The sequence below is a fragment of the Enterobacter sp. JUb54 genome, assembly GCF_014298075.1.
Taxonomy (GTDB): Bacteria; Pseudomonadota; Gammaproteobacteria; order Enterobacterales; family Enterobacteriaceae; genus Klebsiella; species Klebsiella lignicola.
Window position 1 is genome coordinate 1,447,254 of sequence record NZ_CP060418.1, and the last position, 17,971, is coordinate 1,465,224.

At 58.7% G+C, this 17,971-nt stretch carries 15 protein-coding genes and 1 pseudogene; 5 read left to right on the forward strand and 11 right to left on the reverse strand.

What is annotated here, in order from left to right; all coding sequences use genetic code 11:
• Positions 1 to 163: 163 nt before the first annotated feature.
• Positions 164 to 982, forward strand: coding sequence for a polyphosphate kinase 2 (gene ppk2 / locus HF679_RS06605; RefSeq protein WP_123754255.1), 819 nt, complete (start codon positions 164 to 166; stop codon positions 980 to 982).
• 77 nt (positions 983 to 1,059) lie between these two features.
• On the opposite strand, the gene fdnI is transcribed toward ppk2, so the two are convergent.
• Genes fdnI through fdnG form a run of 3 tightly spaced genes read right to left on the reverse strand, consistent with a single transcriptional unit; the run spans position 1,060 to position 5,664 of the window.
• Positions 1,060 to 1,728 carry a formate dehydrogenase-N subunit gamma gene (gene fdnI, locus HF679_RS06610; protein ID WP_123754254.1) on the reverse strand — a complete coding sequence of 223 codons (669 nt, stop codon included), beginning with the start codon at positions 1,726 to 1,728 and terminating at the stop codon, positions 1,060 to 1,062.
• Entirely contained in the window at positions 1,721 to 2,605 is an 885-nt protein-coding gene (fdxH, locus tag HF679_RS06615; RefSeq protein ID WP_154143787.1) for a formate dehydrogenase subunit beta, read from the reverse strand. Before fdxH ends, fdnI begins: the two co-directional genes overlap by 8 nt.
• Before the next feature lie 11 nt (positions 2,606 to 2,616).
• Complete coding sequence (gene fdnG, locus HF679_RS06620) at positions 2,617 to 5,664, reverse strand: formate dehydrogenase-N subunit alpha (protein ID WP_148060376.1); 3,048 nt, start codon at positions 5,662 to 5,664, stop codon at positions 2,617 to 2,619.
• Positions 5,665 to 5,887: 223 nt separating this feature from the next.
• On the opposite strand from fdnG, the gene yddG reads away from it, so the two are divergent.
• Positions 5,888 to 6,766, forward strand: a complete 879-nt coding sequence (gene yddG / locus HF679_RS06625; protein WP_187042760.1) for an aromatic amino acid DMT transporter YddG — start codon at positions 5,888 to 5,890, stop codon at positions 6,764 to 6,766.
• Here yddG and HF679_RS06630 read toward each other — a convergent pair.
• The 7 genes from HF679_RS06630 to HF679_RS06660 all read right to left on the reverse strand — a co-directional run bounded on the left by HF679_RS06630 (position 6,763) and on the right by HF679_RS06660 (position 13,062).
• Positions 6,763 to 7,536 (reverse strand): 1,6-dihydroxycyclohexa-2,4-diene-1-carboxylate dehydrogenase, encoded by a 774-nt coding sequence (locus HF679_RS06630; RefSeq protein WP_187042761.1) that lies wholly within the window; start codon positions 7,534 to 7,536, stop codon positions 6,763 to 6,765. The genes yddG and HF679_RS06630 overlap by 4 nt on opposite strands.
• Before the next feature lie 9 nt (positions 7,537 to 7,545).
• Positions 7,546 to 8,559 carry a benzoate 1,2-dioxygenase electron transfer component BenC gene (gene benC, locus HF679_RS06635; RefSeq protein WP_187042762.1) on the reverse strand — a complete coding sequence of 338 codons (1,014 nt, stop codon included), beginning with the start codon at positions 8,557 to 8,559 and terminating at the stop codon, positions 7,546 to 7,548.
• A gap of 9 nt (positions 8,560 to 8,568) precedes the next feature.
• A complete protein-coding gene (gene benB / locus HF679_RS06640) occupies positions 8,569 to 9,054 on the reverse strand; it encodes a benzoate 1,2-dioxygenase small subunit (RefSeq protein ID WP_123754247.1) in 486 nt (161 codons plus the stop codon).
• Positions 9,054 to 10,436, reverse strand: a complete 1,383-nt coding sequence (locus tag HF679_RS06645) for a Rieske 2Fe-2S domain-containing protein (protein WP_123754246.1) — start codon at positions 10,434 to 10,436, stop codon at positions 9,054 to 9,056. The genes benB and HF679_RS06645 overlap by 1 nt, the downstream gene beginning before the upstream one ends.
• 143 nt (positions 10,437 to 10,579) lie before the next feature.
• A complete protein-coding gene (catA, locus tag HF679_RS06650; RefSeq protein WP_123754245.1) occupies positions 10,580 to 11,506 on the reverse strand; it encodes a catechol 1,2-dioxygenase in 927 nt (308 codons plus the stop codon).
• A 78-nt stretch (positions 11,507 to 11,584) separates the two neighbouring features.
• Complete coding sequence (gene catC / locus HF679_RS06655) at positions 11,585 to 11,875, reverse strand: muconolactone Delta-isomerase (protein ID WP_123754244.1); 291 nt, start codon at positions 11,873 to 11,875, stop codon at positions 11,585 to 11,587.
• A gap of 20 nt (positions 11,876 to 11,895) precedes the next feature.
• Entirely contained in the window at positions 11,896 to 13,062 is a 1,167-nt protein-coding gene (locus HF679_RS06660; protein ID WP_174508733.1) for a muconate cycloisomerase family protein, read from the reverse strand.
• Positions 13,063 to 13,183: 121 nt separating this feature from the next.
• Between HF679_RS06660 and HF679_RS06665 the strand changes: the two are divergent.
• Positions 13,184 to 14,072, forward strand: a pseudogene (locus tag HF679_RS06665) (IclR family transcriptional regulator C-terminal domain-containing protein).
• 2 nt (positions 14,073 to 14,074) lie between these two features.
• On the opposite strand, the gene HF679_RS06670 reads toward HF679_RS06665, so the two are convergent.
• The gene (locus HF679_RS06670; protein ID WP_123754241.1) at positions 14,075 to 15,565 is read right to left on the reverse strand and encodes a SmvA family efflux MFS transporter; all 1,491 of its coding nucleotides are present in this window, start codon (positions 15,563 to 15,565) and stop codon (positions 14,075 to 14,077) included.
• 120 nt (positions 15,566 to 15,685) lie between these two features.
• On the opposite strand from HF679_RS06670, the gene HF679_RS06675 reads away from it, so the two are divergent.
• Together HF679_RS06675 and HF679_RS06680 are read left to right on the forward strand one after the other, a co-directional pair.
• A complete protein-coding gene (locus HF679_RS06675) occupies positions 15,686 to 16,267 on the forward strand; it encodes a TetR family transcriptional regulator (protein ID WP_187042763.1) in 582 nt (193 codons plus the stop codon).
• A gap of 285 nt (positions 16,268 to 16,552) precedes the next feature.
• Positions 16,553 to 17,941 (forward strand): NarK family nitrate/nitrite MFS transporter, encoded by a 1,389-nt coding sequence (locus HF679_RS06680; protein ID WP_123754239.1) that lies wholly within the window; start codon positions 16,553 to 16,555, stop codon positions 17,939 to 17,941.
• The last annotated feature ends 30 nt before the right edge of the window (positions 17,942 to 17,971 follow it).

The following is a 17,971-nucleotide window of genomic DNA, read 5'->3' on the forward strand; positions in this document are numbered from 1 at the left end:
TAAAAAGCGCTAGTTTGTCCAATTCTGGACTTTCACCACCATCACGGCGTGTCCGGCATTCGGGCTAAGCGGCGGAAATCTAATAAAGTCCGCGCAAATTGCCGTTGCTGTTTACACTTTACACAACACCTGTCCCATTCCCTCACCTGATGGAGCGATAACCATGGGAAACAAAAAGAAGACCAAGGGCGTTGCCGGCGCCAGCAACATGAAGCCTCTCGACGACAAAACCTATGAAAAGGCGTTGCGGAAGCTTCACGTTGAACTGGTCAAATTACAGCAGTGGGTGGTCAGCCAGGGCCTCAAGGTCTGCATCGTCTTTGAAGGCCGCGACGGCGCCGGTAAAGGCGGCACCATCAAGGCGATCACCGAGCGGGTCAGCCCGCGAGTGTTTCGGGTGGTGGCGCTCCCGGCGCCAACCGACAAAGAAAAAACCCAGCTCTATTTCCAACGCTATATTCCGCACCTGCCGGCGGCCGGGGAAATCGTGATTTTCGACCGCAGTTGGTATAACCGGGCGGGCGTCGAGCGGGTAATGGGCTTTTGTACCGACGATGAAGTGGAGAAGTTTCTGCAGGGCGCGCCGCTGGTAGAACGCTCGATGGTGGAATCGGGGATTATCCTGCTGAAATACTGGCTGGAAGTGACCCCGGAAGAGCAGGAACGCAGGCTACGGGATCGCATCAATGATGGGCGTAAAATCTGGAAACTGTCGCCGATGGATATCAAGTCGTTTAACCGCTGGGATGAGTACACCCTCGCCCGGGATGCGATGTTTGCCGCCACCGACACCGCCTGGGCGCCGTGGTTTGTCGCCCGCTCGGAAGAGAAAAAACGCGTCCGGCTGAATATCATTACCCATCTGCTGTCGCACATTCCCTACAAGAGCCTGCATCCGGAACCGGTCAAATTGCCGAAACGCAAAATCGGCAAAGTGAAAACCGCCGACTATCCGTTCCGTTTTATTCGCGAGGATTTTTGACGGCGCCCGCGACGACGTCCCGCCTCAAGGTTAACGCCTGAGGCGGGACGCGCGGCGTGAAGGCCAAAAGATAACGATCAGGAACGCCGGGAGGCGATCCCTTCACTGCTCTCTTTTTTCGCTTCCAGACGTTCGACATCACGGTACCAGCGCGGGTGGTGCTTCTGCGCCCAGCGACGGCTCACCTTCCCTTCGACCATCCCCTTAATCGACCCTTTGACCCAGAACGCCATATACATATGGATCAGGATGGCGTGAATCAAAATAATCGCCGAGGTCGCATGGATCAGCAGGCTGTAGCGGACCAGCTGGATCGGGAAGTAGGAGGCAAAGTAAGGCCGCCAGATAATTACCCCGGTCACCAGCAGCACGAAAATCATGCTCATGATGGTCCAGAACATCATCTTCTGCCCGGCGTTATATTTCCCGACGCGGGCTACCTTATGCTCATTGCCCTTCAGCACCTCGACGATGCCTTTAAGCCACGGGATATCCTGCTTGTCCGGGATGTTATGCTTTACAAAGCGCACGAACATCAGCATCAGCGCCAGGAAGATCGCCACCCCGAAGAAGGGGTGCAAAATGCGCCCCATCTGCGGCGTTCCGAAGGTTTCCGTCAGCCATTGTAGCGTCGGGAAGAAGAACGAAATTCCCGACAGCGCCACCAGAAAGAAGCAGATCACCACCGTCCAGTGACAGGCGCGGTCAATAAACCTGGTGCGCACTATCATTTTCGATTTATGCATCATGTTCCTCCTCGTCGTCGTCCACTTCCTTGTTAGGGCCAATGCCGATGTAGTGATAGATAAGCCCGGCGAAGGTAGCGATAAAGCCCGCCGCCGACAGCGGTTTCAGCGCCCCTTTCCACAGGTTAATGCTGGTATCAATCTGCGGGTTTTTCGGCAGGTTGTGATACAGCTCTGGCTGGTCGGCGTGGTGCAGCACATACATCACGTGGGTACCGCCCACCCCTGGCGGGTTGTACAGCCCCGCCTGCAGATAGCCGCGTTTTTTTAGCTTGTCGACCCGCGCCTGCGCCACCTCCAGCATCTCTTTCTTGCTGCCGAAATGAATGGCGCCGGTCGGGCAGGTTTTCACGCAGGCTGGCTCCTGGCCGACGCTGACGCGATCCACGCAGAGGGTGCATTTGTATACCCGGTTATCGGCCTTATTCAGGCGCGGCACGTTGAACGGGCAGCCGGCAATGCAGTAGCCGCAGCCGATACAGTTGTCCTGCTGAAAATCGACAATGCCGTTGGCGTACTGCACGATCGCTCCGGCGGACGGACAGGCTTTCAGGCAGCCCGGATCCTCGCAGTGCATACAGCCGTCTTTGCGGATCAGCCACTCCAGCTTGCCGTTCTGCTCGGTTTCGCTAAAACGCATCACCGTCCAGGATTTGGCGCTCAGATCGGCGGGATTATCGTACACCCCGACGCAGTGCCCCACTTCGTCGCGGATATCGTTCCACTCGGAGCAGGCCACCTGGCAGGCTTTACAGCCCACACAGGAGGTCACATCGATAAGCTTGGCCACTTCCGCTTTATCGTCCCGCGCACGAGGCGCGGGTGTTATCGGGTTGGTGGCGGAGCGTTTGAGAATGTCTTGTGTTTCCATCGCCATAAAGTCGCTCCTTACGCTTTCTCGATGTTGACCAGGAACGCCTTATACTCCGGCGTTTGCGAGTTGGCATCGCCGACGTTTGGCGTCAGGGTATTGGCGATATAGCCTTTTTGCGCCACCCCTTCATAACCCCAGTGCAGCGGGATGCCGACGGTTTCGACCTCCTGACCGTGGACCTGCAGCGTACGCAGACGCCGGGTCACTACCGCCACCGCGCGAATAAAGCCGCGCTGGCTGCTGACCGTCACGCGATCGCCGTTGGCAATTCCTTTCGCTTTCGCCAGGCCTTCGCTGATTTCCACGAACTGCTGTGGCTGAGCAATTGCGTTAAGCCGCGCATGCTTGGTCCAGGTGTGGAAGTGCTCGGTCAGGCGATAGGTGGTCCCGACGTACGGGAAGCGATCCTTCTTGCCTAAACGACGGGCATCTTCCTCGTACAGCCGCACCACCGGACTGGAGACCACCTGTGGATGCAGCGGGTTGGTCCCCAACGGCGTTTCCATCGGCTCGTAGTGTTCCGGGAACGGCCCTTCCGCCAGTTTATCGAGGGCAAACAGACGCCCCAGCCCTTCCGGCTGCATGATAAACGGCCCGGTGTTGCTGCCCGGCGCGGCGTTATTGAAGTCCGGAATGTCGTTGCCGCTCCAGCGGCTGCCGTCCCACTGGATCAGCATCCGTTTGGCGTCCCACGGCTTGCCGTGGATATCCGCCGAGGCGCGGTTGTAGAGCACCCGACGGTTGAGCGGCCAGGCCCAGGCCCAGCCGAGGGTGTTGCCCAGCCCCGACGGGTCGGCGTTATCACGGTTCGCCATCTGGTTGCCCTGCGCCGTCCAGCTGCCGCTGTAAATCCAGCACGATGACGCGGTGGTGCCGTCGTCACGCAGCAGCGCGAAGCTGTTCAGCAGCTGGCCTTTTTTCGCCAGCAGCGTGCCGTTGCTGTCGTAGAGGTCCGCCAGCGCGTAACCGTTGTTCTCTTTCGCCACCTCTTCCGATTGCGGATGATCCGGCTGATGATAGTCCCAGCGCATCTTCAGCAGCGGTTCGGCGCCTTTGCCACCTTCGCGGCGATACATCTCGCGCAGACGGTGATAAATGCCGGCCAGAATCTCGCCGTCGTTGCGTGCTTCCCCCGGCGCATCCTGACCTTTCCAGTGCCACTGCAGCCAGCGCCCGGAGTTGGCAATCGAACCGTCCTCTTCGGCAAAACAGGTGGAAGGCAGACGGAACACTTCGGTCTGAATCGCCGCCGGATCCACATCGTTCATCTCGCCGTGGTTCTGCCAGAAGGTGGAGGTTTCGGTGACCAGCGGGTCGATAACCACCATGTACTTCAGCTTGCTCAGGCTGCGCACGACCTTGTTTTTGTCCGGGAAGGAGGCCACCGGGTTAAAGCCCTGGCAGATATATCCCGAGACCTTGCCGTTATCCATCATGTTGAAATACTTGATAACGTCGTAGGCCTGGTCCCATTTCGGCAACCAGTTAAAGCCCCAGTCGTTGTCTTTCTGCGCCGCGTCGCCGTAGAACGATTTCATCAGGCTGACCGCAAACTTCGGATAGTTGCTCCAGTAGTTGACCTGATCGGGCCGGGTTGCCGTAGGGGTATTGGCCGTCAGCCAGCTGTGCAGATCGGTCTGTTTTTCCGACGGCAGCGTCAGGTAGCCCGGCAGGCTGGTCGACAGCAGGCCGAGGTCGGTTAAGCCCTGGATATTGGAGTGTCCGCGCAGGGCGTTGACGCCGCCCCCCGCCATTCCCATGTTGCCGAGCAGCAGCTGGATCATCGCCATGGTGCGGATGTTCTGCGCCCCGACGGTATGCTGGGTCCAGCCAAGAGCATACAGGAAGGTGGTGGTCCGGTCCGCCGCACTGGTGGAGGCCAGCACTTCGCATACTTTAAGGAAGTCGGCTTTCGGCGTGCCGCAGATGTTTTCCACGACCTCCGGCGTATAGCGGGAAACGTGCTGCTTCAGCAGGTTCCACACGCAGCGCGGGTGGTTCAGGGTGTCATCGCGTCTGGCGTAGCCGTTCTCATCGAACTGGTAGTTCCACGAGGATTTATCGTACTGGCGTTTTTCCGCGTCATAACCGCTGAACAGGCCGTCGTCGAAGGTAAAGTCATCGCGCACCAGCAGGCTGGCGTTGGTGTAGTGCCTGACGTACTCGGCATTGATGGCGTTATTTTCAATCAGGTACAGCAGCACCCCCGACAGGAACGTAATGTCGGTGCCGGAGCGAATCGGCGCATAGATATCGGCTACCGATGCGGTACGGGTGAAACGCGGGTCAACGACGATGAGCGTCGCATCGTTATTGTTTTTTGCCTCCATCGCCCAGCGGAATCCCACTGGATGGGCCTCAGCGGCGTTGCCGCCCATCACCATCACGACGTTAGCGTTTTTGATATCAACCCAGTGGTTGGTCATCGCACCGCGACCAAATGTTGGAGCAAGACTTGCTACCGTTGGTCCGTGTCAGACGCGCGCCTGGTTATCCACCGCCAGCATGCCGAGGGAGCGCACAAACTTCTGCGTCAGCATGCCGGTTTCATTGCTGGCCGCCGAGGCGCACAGCATCCCGGTAGACAGCCAGCGGTTGACCGTTACCCCCTGCTCATTGGTTTCGATAAAGTGGGCATCGCGGTCGGCTTTCATTAGTCTGGCGATGCGGCTGAAGGCCTCATCCCAGGAGAGGCGCTGCCATTTATCCGATCCTGGCGCGCGGTATTCCGGGTAACGCAGACGGTTTTCACTGTGCACATAATCGAGCAGCCCCGCGCCTTTCGGACAGAGCGCGCCCCGGCTTACCGGATGATCCGGGTCCCCTTCGATATGGTAAATCGCTTCTTTGGCGTTCTTCGCGCCGTCGCCCAGGCTATACATTAATAGCCCGCAGCCCACGGAGCAGTATGTGCAGGTGTTGCGGATCTCTTTGGCGCGCAATAATTTATAATTTCGCGCCTGAGCCAGTGCCATTTTGGGTGCAAAGCCCAGCGCAGCAGCGGTGGTTCCGGCCATACCGCCTGCGCAGATTTTGAAAAACCTTCTGCGGCTGACGTCCATTGGTTTTCTCCCTTCAGGATGCATGTTTATCGCCAGGGAAATTAACAGCAATGTCGGCGTTTTTTTTGCGTCAAATCAATGTCGAAAAGCGACGCCCCCTTAATAGTCAGGGGCGCCGGCGTTGCTTACTCCCTAGGTATTACGCCGAATGGAAAATAGGGACCACCGGGAATAAAAAAATGTTATAAATCGACTCTTGATAAATATTGCTGTCTGGTTGGACATGGAAAAGAAAAAAGCAACGCTGATCGGCCTGGCCGCCATTGTGCTATGGAGTACGATGGTTGGTTTAATTCGTGGGGTCAGCGAAGGGTTAGGCCCGGTGGGCGGCGCGGCAATGATTTATACACTCAGCGGGTTATTGCTGCTGGTGACCGTCGGTTTTCCCCGCCTGCGGCAGATCCCGCGCCGCTATCTGCTGGCCGGTAGCGTGCTGTTCGTCAGCTATGAGCTGTGTCTGGCGCTGTCGTTAGGCTTTGCCGGTAGCCGCCAGCAGGCCATTGAAGTCGGCATGGTGAATTATCTCTGGCCCAGCCTGACCATTTTATTTGCCATTTTGTTTAATCGCCAAAAAACAAACTGGCTGATTATTCCCGGCTTGCTGCTGGCGCTACTTGGGGTCGTCTGGGTATTAGGCGGTGAGCACGGTCTGAATGTTGATGAAATTTCCCGCAACGTCATTTCCAGCCCCCTGAGCTATATTCTGGCGTTTATTGGCGCCTTTATCTGGGCGACCTATTGCACGGTCACCGCCAAATATGCGAAAGGCCACAACGGCATTACCCTGTTTGTCTTATTAACCGCCCTGACCCTGTGGCTGAAATTCCTGTTCAGCGAGCAACCGCCGATGCTGTTCAGCTGGCCGGTGGTGGTGAAGCTGGTGATGTGTGCAGTGGCGTTAGGTTTCGGCTATGCCGCCTGGAACGTCGGGATCCTCAATGGCAACGTCAGCCTGCTGGCCGCCGCCTCCTACTTCACGCCGGTGCTCTCGTCGGCGCTGGCGGCGGTGCTGCTCAGCGCGGCGTTATCCTGGTCATTCTGGCAAGGGGCCGGCATGGTCTGCGCCGGCTCCCTGCTCTGCTGGTCCGCCACCCGGCGCTAGCCGAGGTCGCCACCGGCCACCGGTAGCGTCACCCCGGTGATATAGCTGGCCTCATCGCTGGCGAGAAACAGGATCGCGTTCGCCTGTTCCGCCAGCGTTCCGTAGCGATGCATCAGGCTGCTGTCGACGGTCTGATCGACCACCTGCTGATACCATGCCTGCTCCTGCGCCGTCGGCGTTTCGCTGTTGCGCGGCGTTACCCGCGCCGGGGCATCGGTGCCGCCCGGCGCCACGGCGTTGATGCGGATCCCGCTGTGGCTGTACTCCATGGCAATGGAACGGGTCAGGGCATTGACCCCGCCTTTCGCCGCAGAGTACGGCACCCGGTTAACCCCCGCCGTGGCGACAGACGAGACGTTCACAATGCTGCCTTTCCCCTGTTTCAGCATCCACGGAAGCGCCGCCCGGCAGCCCCACAGGGTCGGAAACAGCGAGCGACGGATCTCTTTTTCGATCTGGTCCGGCTGATACTCAGCAAACGGTCGCGCCCAAATCGTGCCGCCGATGTTATTGATCACCACATCGAGGCAGCCAAAATGGGCGACGCCGGTGGCAAAGGCCTGCTCGGTGCTCTCCCACTGTTCAAGATCCGCCTCAATGGCCAGCACTTCGCTGCCCTGCTGCACCAGCGTGGCCGCCAGCTCGTGGACATAGCCCGAGCGGTCAATCAGCAACAGCTTCGCCCCTTCGCGGGCGGCCTGCTCGGCGGTCTGGCGTCCGATGCCCTGCGCGGCGCCGGTGATCGCCACCACTTTATGTTGAAAACGCATACCCACTCCTTATGCCGCCGCACTCTGGCTGGCGTTAAATTTCTCGTACCAGAAACCGGCAGGGTTAATTCCCCGTTCACGCAGCGCGGTAGATACCGCGTTCACCATCGGCGGCGGGCCGCACAGGTAAATGTCCACATCGCCGTCGTTGAGGATCGCCTCATCAAGATGTTCGGTAACGAAGCCGCGCTGCGGGCAGGCGCTGTGCTCATCGGCCACCACCGGCAGCCAGCGATAGCCCGGCAGCTGGCCGACAAAGGCCTCCAGCGCCTCGGTTTTCACCAGGTCACAATCCCGGGTCACGCCGTACAGCAGCGTCACCGGGCGGGTATTACCTTGCCGCGCCAGGGTGTGCAGCATCGACAGCAGCGGCGCCAGGCCGGTACCGCCCGCCAGCAACAGCAGCGGACGTTCGCCGTTGCGCAGGTAGAAACTGCCCATCGGGCCGCTCAGGGTCAGGCGATCGCCCGGCTGCGCCTTTTGGGTCAGCCACTGGCTCATCATACCGCCGGGGACGTTACGGATCAGGAAGCGCCCTTCACGCTCGCCGGCCAGCGAACTGAAGGAATAGGCGCGGCTGTGAGGGGTTCCCGGCACCTGAATCGACACGTATTGCCCCGGTAAAAAGGCCAGCGCCTCGTCCAGGTTCACCACCAGTTCAATGGCGGTGTCCGATAGCAGCGTGACCTCTACGATCTCTGCGCCGATGCTGGTCAGGGCTGTTTTGCACTGCGCTGCCGCGACCGGGACATCAATGATGCAGTCGCTGGTGGGCACCATCTGGCAGGTCAACACCTGACGGGCATCGGCTTCGTCCTCGCTCAGCGCCTCCTCCAGATAGTCATCTCCCATACCGTACTCGCCGCTGGCGCAGTGGCATTTACAGGTGCCGCAGACCCCGTCCGAGCAGTCCATCGGCAAATTAACCTTCTGGCGATAGGCGGCATCCAGCACCTTTTCTCCGGCATTGCAGTGGATAAAGCGGGTGATGCCATCTTCAAAATTGAGTGCGATAGTAAACATAGCCACCTCTTAAATATGGTAAACGTCAATCACCTGGCGGATGTAGTCGTTGTTGAGACGCACCGTTTTGCGCAGGATCTGCGGTTTGCCGTCCACTTCCGTCAGTGTGCAGCAGGTCGAGCCAAAATAGGCATCGGTGTGCTGGTAGCGGTGGCTGTAGGTGACCCAGTTGTAGCGCACTTCGATGCCCTGCGGGGTCTCGCCGAGAAGCTCCACATTGCTGATCATATGGGTGGTCCGCGGTTCCGGCGTGCTGGCGCCGGAGCGCTCGGTTTTAATTCGGTATACGCGGTCTTCCAGCCCGTCACGGTTCGGGTAGTAGATCAGCGAGATTTCGCGCTGCGGGTCGCGGGTCAACTTGTCGTCGTCGCCCCAGGCCGGCATCCAGAACACCACTTTCGGGCTGTAGCAGGTCAGCCATTCGTCCCACTGACGGTCGTCCAGCAGGCGGGCTTCGTAATAGAGGAACTGGCGAACGTGTTCGAGGCTCAGCATCACACCACCTCCACACGTTGGGTAATGGATTGCTCGTAGCGCTGCTGTTCTTTATCCAGCGCCGCCAGCATCACGTTTTGCCAGTGGTGGTGATGGGCGATATACAGCGCTTCATCCTCCGACTTGACGCCGCTCAGCAGCGGGGTAAACCCGGCGTGCTGCGCGTGCTCATCCGGGCCATCGACCCAGTGCAACGCCCCGCGGCTGAGGTCGCTCCATGCGAGGTTCTCGCCAAGATAGCCGCGCTGGCATGCGCTGAACTCTTCGAGGTCGTCCGGCGTCCCCATGCCGCTGACGTTAAAGAAATCTTCGTACTGGCGGATGCGCAGCGCTCGCGCCTGGTCCGACTCCCCTTTGGGGGCGAAACACCAGATGGTGACTTCGGTTTTATCGACGGCAATCGGGCGGATCACGCGGATCTGCGTCGAGAACTGATCCATTAAATAGACGTTGGGATAGAGGCACAGGTTGCGGGTTTCGTTGACCATCTGGTCGGCGCGAAGCTCGCCAAATTCGGCCTGCAGGCGCGCCTGGTGAGCAAACACCGGGCGCACTTCCGGGTTCAGCGCCCGGGTCCACAGCAGCATATGGCCGTTTTCAAAACCGTAACCGCCGCCGAGGCTCTTCGACCAGCCGTTGGCATCGACGGAATGGGTGCCTTCGGCCTCATAGTTGCGGCGCGACATGGTGGAAGCGTAGTTCCAGTGCACCACGCTGACGTGATAGCCGTCGGCGCCGTTTTCCGCTCCCAGCTTCCAGTTACCCTCGTAGACATAGCTTGAGGAGCCTTTCAGGACCTCCAGCCCTTCTGCGGCCTGGTCGACCATCAGGTCGATAATTTTGCAGGTTTCGCCGAGATACTGTTCCAGCGGCTGTACGTCTTCGCTGAGGCTGCCGAATAAGAAACCGCGATACGACTGGAAGCGCGGCAAGGCTTTAAGATCGTGTGATCCTTCATGTTTAAAGCTGTCGGGATAGCCGCCGGTGCTTTCATCTTTGGCTTTCAGCAGTTTGCCGTTATTGCTGAAGGTCCAGCCGTGGAACGGACAGGTAAACGAGTTTTTATTGCCGGTTTTGCGCCGGCATAACATCGCGCCACGGTGGGCGCAGCTGTTAATTAAGGCATGCAGCTGATCTTTTTTATCGCGGGTAATAATCACCGGTTGACGCCCCAGCGTCAGGGTAAAATAATCGCCCGCTTCCGGGATCTGGCTTTCATGGGCGAGAAATACCCAGTTGCCTTCGAATATATGCTTCATTTCAAAATCAAATAACTGCTCGTCGGTGAAGATCGAGCGGTGGCAACGATATACATGATTCTGGCGATCAACAATTAAGGCATTGCTGATTTTATCTTTTAACAGGGTGAATGTTTTTTGCATGAGCTTAGCCCTCCTGCAGAATTCAGGAATCAATGAGTTCAGAAAGAATAATTAATTCGGGAATATCCCCGGCCGCGCAATACGGGCCGGGCGATAACAAGATTCACCAGCCCGGACGCAGCGGTCCGGGGGTGTACCGGCAGTTACTCCTGCGCGCGCAGGCGGCTGATGCGCTGTTCCTGGTCGGCGTTTTGCGCCTTGCACAGCGTAAAGTCGAAGCACACTTCGGTATGCTCGCCGTCAAGTTTGCGCTGGGCAATCAGCTCGCGGTCGGTGATTTTCACCGGGTCGGCAATCAGGCCGTCGCGGGTCGCAAAGGCGAAGTCGTCCCACAGGTACTTATCGCCGCTGAGGTTAATCTGGCTGGTTAAATGCTTGTGGCCCGGCGCGGAGACGAAGAAATGAATGTGTGCCGGACGATTACCGTGGCGACCCAGCTGGTCAAGCAGCTTCTGGGTCGGGCCGTCAGGCGGGCAGCCGTAGCCGGAAGGCATAATGCTGCGCACGCTGTAGCGGCCATCGGCGCCGGTGCGGATCCGCCGGCGCAGGTTATATTCGCCCTGGCTTTGGTCGAAGAACGAGTAGTTGCCGAGGGTGTTGGCGTGCCAGATATCGACGATCGCATTGGCGACCGGGCGGCCTTGGGTATCACGTACCTGGCCGTGGAGCCACATCACCTCGCCGGCATCGCTGCCGTCATCCATCCGCGTGTGTCCGTCGGCCAGTGGCGCATTGGCGACGTACAGCGGGCCTTCGATGGTGCGCGGCGTGCCGGTTTCCTGGTGCGCGGCGGCGTCAATGGCATCCTGGCGCAGATCGAGGAAGTGCTCAAGACCGAGACCCGCCGCCAGCAGTGCGGCCTCCTGACGGCCACCCAGTTCATGCAGATAATTCACCGCATGCCAGAACTCTTCCTGGGTCACATTATAATCGTCGATCAGGCTACACATATCTTCCAGCACCCGATGCACAATGGCTTTAAAGCGCTCATTACCACCAGGCACATTTAACCCAGCACTTTCACGTAATAATTTCTGCACGGCGTCTTGTTGTACGAAAGAATTTTTCATTGTGATTCTCACTTATTGCTTGCAGGTTGCTTGTAGGGTGTACGCCGGAATAACCGGCGTGAGGTTTCTTATTATTTATTAGCTATCGTCTTCGCGTACTGAGGAGGGATGGCGACACAATGCCTCGACGCGTATTTCCATAAACGGGTATAACGGCAAACCCATTAAAATTTGATGTAATTCTTCGGCGTCACGCACATCGAATATACTGACGTTGGCGTACAGCCCTGCCACCCGCCAGATATGGCGCCATTTGCCTTCACGCTGTAATTGCTGCGAATAGGCTTTTTCACGTTGCTTAATGTCGTCAATTTCGTCGGCCGGATAGCCCAGCGGAATATTGACGGTCATATCCACTTTAAACAGCATCGGTTTTCTCCTGTGATGCGCTACGCTTTGCGCGCGTAGAACTGCAATTTATCTTCATCCAACGTGACGCCCAGACCCGGGGTCTGCGGCAGCGCGACCTGCCCGTCCACGAAGGAGAGCGGCACGCTGACGATGTCGTCTTTCAGCAGTAGCGGGCCAAACATTTCGGTGCCCCACTGCAGCGGCAGCGTCGACCAGGCGTGAAGCGAGGCCACCGTACCGACGGTCCCTTCCAGCATGGTGCCGCCGTACAGGCCGATACCCGCCGCTTGCGCCACGCGTGCCAGCGCTAATACGCTGGCCGGGCCGCCCGCTTTGGCGATTTTCAATGCATAGGCGCCGCTAAAGCCCTGCTGCGCCAGCTGATAACCATCGTAATGGGTCGCCACCGCTTCATCCGCGAGGATCGCTGTCTCAATGTTGTGGCTGAGGCGCACCAGCGCCGCGTTGTCCTGGGCGCTGACCGGTTGCTCAATTAAATCGATACCCATGGCCGCCAGCTCACGACAGCCTTTCGCCGCCGCGGTGGCGTCCCAGGCCTGATTGACATCAACGCGGATGCTGGCGCGGTCGCCCAGCGCTTCGACGATCGCCCGGGTATGACGCAGGTCGGTGGCTAACTCGCGGGCGCCAATCTTTAACTTAAACGCCTGATGGCGGCGTTCGGCCAGCAGCCTTTCGCCTTCGGCGATATCGTTATCGGTATTGCCGCTCGCCAGGGTCCACAGCACCGGCAGCGAGGTCTGCAGCGCACCGCCCAACAGCGCCGACACCGGCAGCCCCAGCGCCTTACCCTGAGCATCCAGCAGCGCGGTCTCAATGGCTGATTTAGCGAAGGTGTTGCCTTTGATGGCGGCGTTCATGCGCTGGGTCAGGGCGTTGAGGTTATCTGCCGGTTGGCCCTTGAGCAGCGGCGTCAGGTAATGGGTGATGGCCGAAGCGATACCTTCCGGGCTTTCCACGCCGTAGCTCAGACCGCCGATGGTGGTCGCTTCGCCAATCCCACAAATGCCGTCCGAGCGCGTAATGCGGACAATCACCAGCGTCTGGCAGCCCATGGTGGTCATGGAGAGTTTGTGCGGACGAATAGTCGGCAGGTCAACCAGCCAGCTTTCAATGCGTTCTACGGTCGCGGTCATGTTCTGTTCCTGAAGGTTAAATACATAACTTTTTGTACCCCCATTCATAACGAGGGGTGACGATGCCTTTGACAATAGGGGCGAGCCGGGGAAATGGTCAACGGCGATAATCGAAATGTTGTGCGATTATCGACGCGCTTGTTAAATTGAGGTTAATAATGTGATCCGAGTGGGAAAACAGGCACATTCCATCACCGCCATTTTTACGCGCGGTATAGTGGTGCCCCGTGAGCTTTTGGCTTCGAATGGAGAGGAATTCAATGAGCGCAACACCGCCAACCACCCTCAGCGCCAGGCAGGCCGAGCATGACCCCAACTTTATGCTGTCCCTGGCGCGCGGGCTGGAAGTTCTCAATGCCTTTACTCCCCAGCGTCAGCGGCTGACCATCTCGCAGCTCAGCCAGAAAACGCAAATTTCCCGTGCCGCCGTTCGCCGCTGCCTGTACACCCTGGCCGCGCTGGGAATGGTGCACAGCCCGGACGGGCGCAGCTATGAACTGCTGCCGCGTGTGCTGGCGGTGGGTCACGCCTATCTGGCCGGTACGCCGCTGGCAAAGGTGGCGCAAACCGCGCTGGATAATCTCGGCAAGTCGCTGGGAGAATCCTGCTCTGCGGCGACCCTCGACGGGGATAACGTGCTGTATATCGCCCGAGCGGCGGTCAACAATCTGCTTAGCGTCGACATCGGGCGCGGCAGTCGTCTTCCTGCATGGGCCACCTCGATGGGGCGCGTGCTGCTCAGCGCCCTGCCGGAAGACCAGCTAGAAGTGACATTGTCACGTGCGAATTTAATACGCTACACCCCGCATACCGTCTGCGATCTACCGGGATTGCGCGAAGAGATAGCCAGGGTCAGGATGCAGGGCTATGCCCTCGCCGACCGGCAAATTGAAGTCGGGCTGTGTTCGCTGGCGGTCCCGCTGCTGTCGCGCAGCGGTCAGGTGGTGGCGGCGCTGAACGTTGGCGCCCCCGCCCCCGCCATGAGCGCCGCCGCGCTGCGGGAAAAAGCGCTGGCCCCGCTGCGGCGGGCGGCAATGGAGTTGTCACTCCAGCTGTAGACTTATTGCATCTCCGGCGCTTTTGCCAGGCTGCGCCAGATACCGGTCGCCAGCAGAAGCAGCAGCACCCCGGCGGTCAGCAGCACCACGCTGTGGGCGCTGATAAACGCGGTTTTGGCGGCGTCGATCAGCGAATGGGCCGGAATGGCCGGCAGCGATTGAGCCAGCGCAATGGCCTCGCTGATGGACGACGCGGCCTGAGTTGCCGCCTGGCCTTCCACACCAGCGGGCAGCACAATCGACGAGCTGTAGCTGCGGGTCAGGATCAGGCCGAACAACGCGATCCCCAGACCGGCCCCCAGTTCATAGGCCATGGTTTCAATGGCCCCCGCCGCCGCCGCTTTCTCTTTCGGCGCTGCCGCCATAATCGCCGCCCCGGACGCCAGCAGCGCGCTGGCAACGCTAAAGCCCAGCAGGATCATCAGCCCCCACGCCTGCCACAGTTGGGTACTGAAATCGGTCACCGACAGCCCCAGGAAACTGAAGGCGCTTAACAGCATGCCGCCGGTCGCCACCTGGCGCAGGCCGAGGCGCGACACCATCACCCCGGCAATTGGCCCGCTAAATCCGCTCGCCAGCATCAGCGGCAACATAAACAGCCCGGCTTCAAACGGCGTTTTACCGTGGACAAACTGCAGCTCCTGGGCCATCAACAGTTCAAAGCCCACCAGGGTGATCAGCGCGGTCATCGCCATCATGACGCCGCTTAAGATAATGCGGTGGGTAAACAGCCGCATATCGACCATCGGGTTGCTGCTGGAGAGCTGCTGGCGCACGAACCAGGTCAGCAGCGCCGCACCCGCCAGCGCCACCAGCCCGGTCATCCACAGCGCCATCTGGCCTTTCAGCGCCGATTTAGCGCTGAAGATCAGCATCAGGATCGCCGCAATCAGCATTAACGCCTGGGTAATTTTGAGCTTCTGTTCGCGCCGCGCGGGCTGCGATGGCACCATCCGGGCGCAGAAGGCGATCACCGCCAGCACGATAGGCACATTGATCAGGAACACCGACCCCCAGTAAAATTGCTCCAGCAGGATCCCCCCCACCAGCGGGCCAAAGGCGGCGCCGCCGGAACCGATAGCCGCCCACAGGCCGAGGGCCATATTACGATGACGCGCCTCAGAAAAGGTGTTGCGGATACCGGCCAGGGTCGCCGGCACGATCATCGCCGCGCCGATCGCCAGCAGCGCCCTGGCGGCAATCAGCGCCGGGGCGTTGGGCGCAAACGCCGCCGCCAGCGATGAGACGCCAAAAATAGCGCTGCCGAGCAGCAACAGGCGTTTAAAGCCGATTTTGTCGCCAAGCGCCCCCATCGGCAGCACCATGCCGGCCATCACCAGCGAGTAAATATCAATGATCCACAGCAGCTCATTGCTGCTGGTGCCCAGCGACATGCTGAGCGTAGGCGCAGCGACATGCAGCACGGTGGCATCGATCGCCACCGGCAGATAAACCAACAGAATCGCCACGAGCGTTAACCATTGCCGGGACATCTCTTTATTCCTCACATTTATAAATTGAACAGATGTTCAGGAATGCGATCCTGCCGGATTGTTGAACGACTGTCCAACTTTTTGTTACTATCCATCGACACCACGTTTCAGCGGGGAAATATGCATTATTTAAATCGGGAAGCACGCCGCGAAGTGATCATGCTGGCGGCCATGCGCGTGGCGCTGCAGGGCGGCCTGGCGGCGATGACTGTGCGACAGATCGCCGCAGAGGCGCAGGTCTCCACCGGGCAACTGCACCACCATTTCAGCTCCACCGGCGAACTGAAAGCCCAGGTATTTGTCCGGCTGATCCGCGAAATGATGGATATTCAGCTGGTATCCCCGCAGAGCAGCTGCCAGGAGCGGTTGTTCGCGGTGCTCGGGAGCGAAGATCGCCGGCTGGAACCCTATATTCGCCTGTGGCGCGAGGGCCAGCTGCTCGCCGGCAGCGATAGCGATATCAAAGCGGCCTACCTGCTGACCATGTCGATGTGGCACACGGAAACCGTGAATATTATTCGCGACGGCGTCGACAGCGGTGAATTTCACCCCACCGATAGCCCTGAAGATATTGCCTGGCGCTTAATTTCGCTGGTCTGCGGTCTGGACGGGATCTATGTATTGGGGATGGACGTTATTGACGATAGCACCTTCACTCGTTATATAAATAATAATATAGCGATGGAACTGTTACGCTCCTGACCAGGCCAGTGCTCCCACGCGGCAGATCCCTGCTCAGGCCCCGTCTGTCGGGCCCTGAGCTGACATAGACCGCAGCGCATTGCTGGTGGTTTATCCTGCTAAAATTTACATTTAGTAACAAATAATAAAACCCTATTCGCAGCGGGCATTCTGCCACGGCTATTTTTTTATCTATTCTTCAATCACGACAATAATAAGATCTGCCATCCTGAATCACCTCTTCTGATTAATTTGCTGTTTTCTCAAATTTAATTTTCCTTTGGTTACTGGGTATTCGAGGGCAATATGTCGAGAGAAAATGAGAAAGATAATCATTACCTTTTAAAAGACTGGCGACCAGAAAATCCGGCATTCTGGGAAAATAAAGGAAAGGCAATTGCACGGAGGAATCTTTGTATTTCAGTCAGTTGTCTGCTACTGGCCTTCTGCGTCTGGATGTTATTCAGCGCCGTTGCGGTCAATCTGAATAAAGTCGGTTTTAATTTCACTACCGACCAGCTGTTTTTATTAACCGCGCTCCCTTCGCTGTCGGGCGCAATATTGCGGGTGCCCTATTCGTTTATGGTGCCGATATTTGGCGGGCGCTACTGGACGGTAATCAGCACGGTGATATTAGTGGTCCCGTGCCTGTGGCTGGGGATCGCGGTACAGAATCCGGCAACGCCGTTCTGGATGTTTATCATCATCGCCCTGCTCTGCGGTTTTGCCGGGGCTAACTTCGCCTCCAGCATGGGCAACATCAGCTTTTTCTACCCCAAAGCGAAGCAAGGCAGCGCCCTGGGCGTCAACGGCGGCCTGGGTAACCTCGGCGTCAGCGTGATGCAGCTGCTGTCGCCGGTGGTGATCTTTTTACCGATCTTCACCTTCCTCGGCGTGCGCGGCGTTGACCAAGGGGATGGTTCGACCCTGTGGTTGGGTAACTCGCCGCTGATCTGGGTGCCGCTGCTGCTGGCGGCCACCGTCGCCGCGTGGTTCGGCATGAACGATATTGCCGGCTCCAAAACGGCGATCCGCGATCAGCTGCCGGTCTTAAAACGCCCGCATATGTGGCTGCTGAGCCTGCTCTATCTTGCCACCTTCGGCTCTTTTATCGGCTTCTCCGCCGGCTTCGCAATGCTGGCGAAGACCCAGTTTCCCGACGTTAACATCCTCAAGCTAGCTTTCTTCGGGCCGTTTATCGGCGCCCTGGCGCGCTCATTCGGCGGCATCATTTCCGACCGGCTGGGCGGCGTGAAGGTAACCCTGGTGAACTTTATCCTGATGGCGCTGTTTACCGGCCTGCTGTTTCTGACCCTGCCGGGCTCCGGTTCCGGCAGCTTTCTTGCTTTCTACATCGTGTTTATGGGGCTGTTCCTCACCGCCGGTCTCGGCAGCGGCTCCACCTTCCAGATGATTGCCGTCATCTTCCGTCAGATAACCATCGACAGCGTCAAGAAACGCGGCGGTAGCGATGAGCAGGCCCAGCATGAAGCGGTCACCGACACCGCCGCGGCGCTGGGGTTTATCTCCGCCATCGGCGCGGTCGGCGGCTTTTTCATCCCCAAAGCCTTCGGCACGTCGCTCGCCATGACCGGCTCGCCGGTCGGCGCCATGAAGGTGTTCTTCGTCTTTTATGTCGTCTGCGTACTGGTGACCTGGCTGGTCTACGGCCGTCGCAAGCCCGCCACAAAATAATCACAACCCTGCTGAGCACGGTAACCACGG

Excerpts from the sequence above, each read along its gene's own strand:
- catC (WP_123754244.1), bottom strand. The coding sequence starts at position 11,875 with ATGCTGTTTAAAGTGGATATGACCGTCAATATTCCGCTGGGCTATCCG.
- HF679_RS06645 (WP_123754246.1), bottom strand. The coding sequence starts at position 10,436 with ATGCAAAAAACATTCACCCTGTTAAAAGATAAAATCAGCAATGCCTTA.
- HF679_RS06660 (WP_174508733.1), bottom strand. The coding sequence starts at position 13,062 with ATGAATGGGGGTACAAAAAGTTATGTATTTAACCTTCAGGAACAGAAC.
- catA (WP_123754245.1), bottom strand. The coding sequence starts at position 11,506 with ATGAAAAATTCTTTCGTACAACAAGACGCCGTGCAGAAATTATTACGT.
- yddG (WP_187042760.1), top strand. The coding sequence starts at position 5,888 with ATGGAAAAGAAAAAAGCAACGCTGATCGGCCTGGCCGCCATTGTGCTA.
- benC (WP_187042762.1), bottom strand. The coding sequence starts at position 8,559 with ATGTTTACTATCGCACTCAATTTTGAAGATGGCATCACCCGCTTTATC.
- fdxH (WP_154143787.1), bottom strand. The coding sequence starts at position 2,605 with ATGGCGATGGAAACACAAGACATTCTCAAACGCTCCGCCACCAACCCG.
- HF679_RS06630 (WP_187042761.1), bottom strand. The coding sequence starts at position 7,536 with ATGCGTTTTCAACATAAAGTGGTGGCGATCACCGGCGCCGCGCAGGGC.
- ppk2 (WP_123754255.1), top strand. The coding sequence starts at position 164 with ATGGGAAACAAAAAGAAGACCAAGGGCGTTGCCGGCGCCAGCAACATG.
- fdnI (WP_123754254.1), bottom strand. The coding sequence starts at position 1,728 with ATGCATAAATCGAAAATGATAGTGCGCACCAGGTTTATTGACCGCGCC.
- HF679_RS06675 (WP_187042763.1), top strand. The coding sequence starts at position 15,686 with ATGCATTATTTAAATCGGGAAGCACGCCGCGAAGTGATCATGCTGGCG.
- benB (WP_123754247.1), bottom strand. The coding sequence starts at position 9,054 with ATGCTGAGCCTCGAACACGTTCGCCAGTTCCTCTATTACGAAGCCCGC.
- HF679_RS06680 (WP_123754239.1), top strand. The coding sequence starts at position 16,553 with ATGTCGAGAGAAAATGAGAAAGATAATCATTACCTTTTAAAAGACTGG.
- HF679_RS06670 (WP_123754241.1), bottom strand. The coding sequence starts at position 15,565 with ATGTCCCGGCAATGGTTAACGCTCGTGGCGATTCTGTTGGTTTATCTG.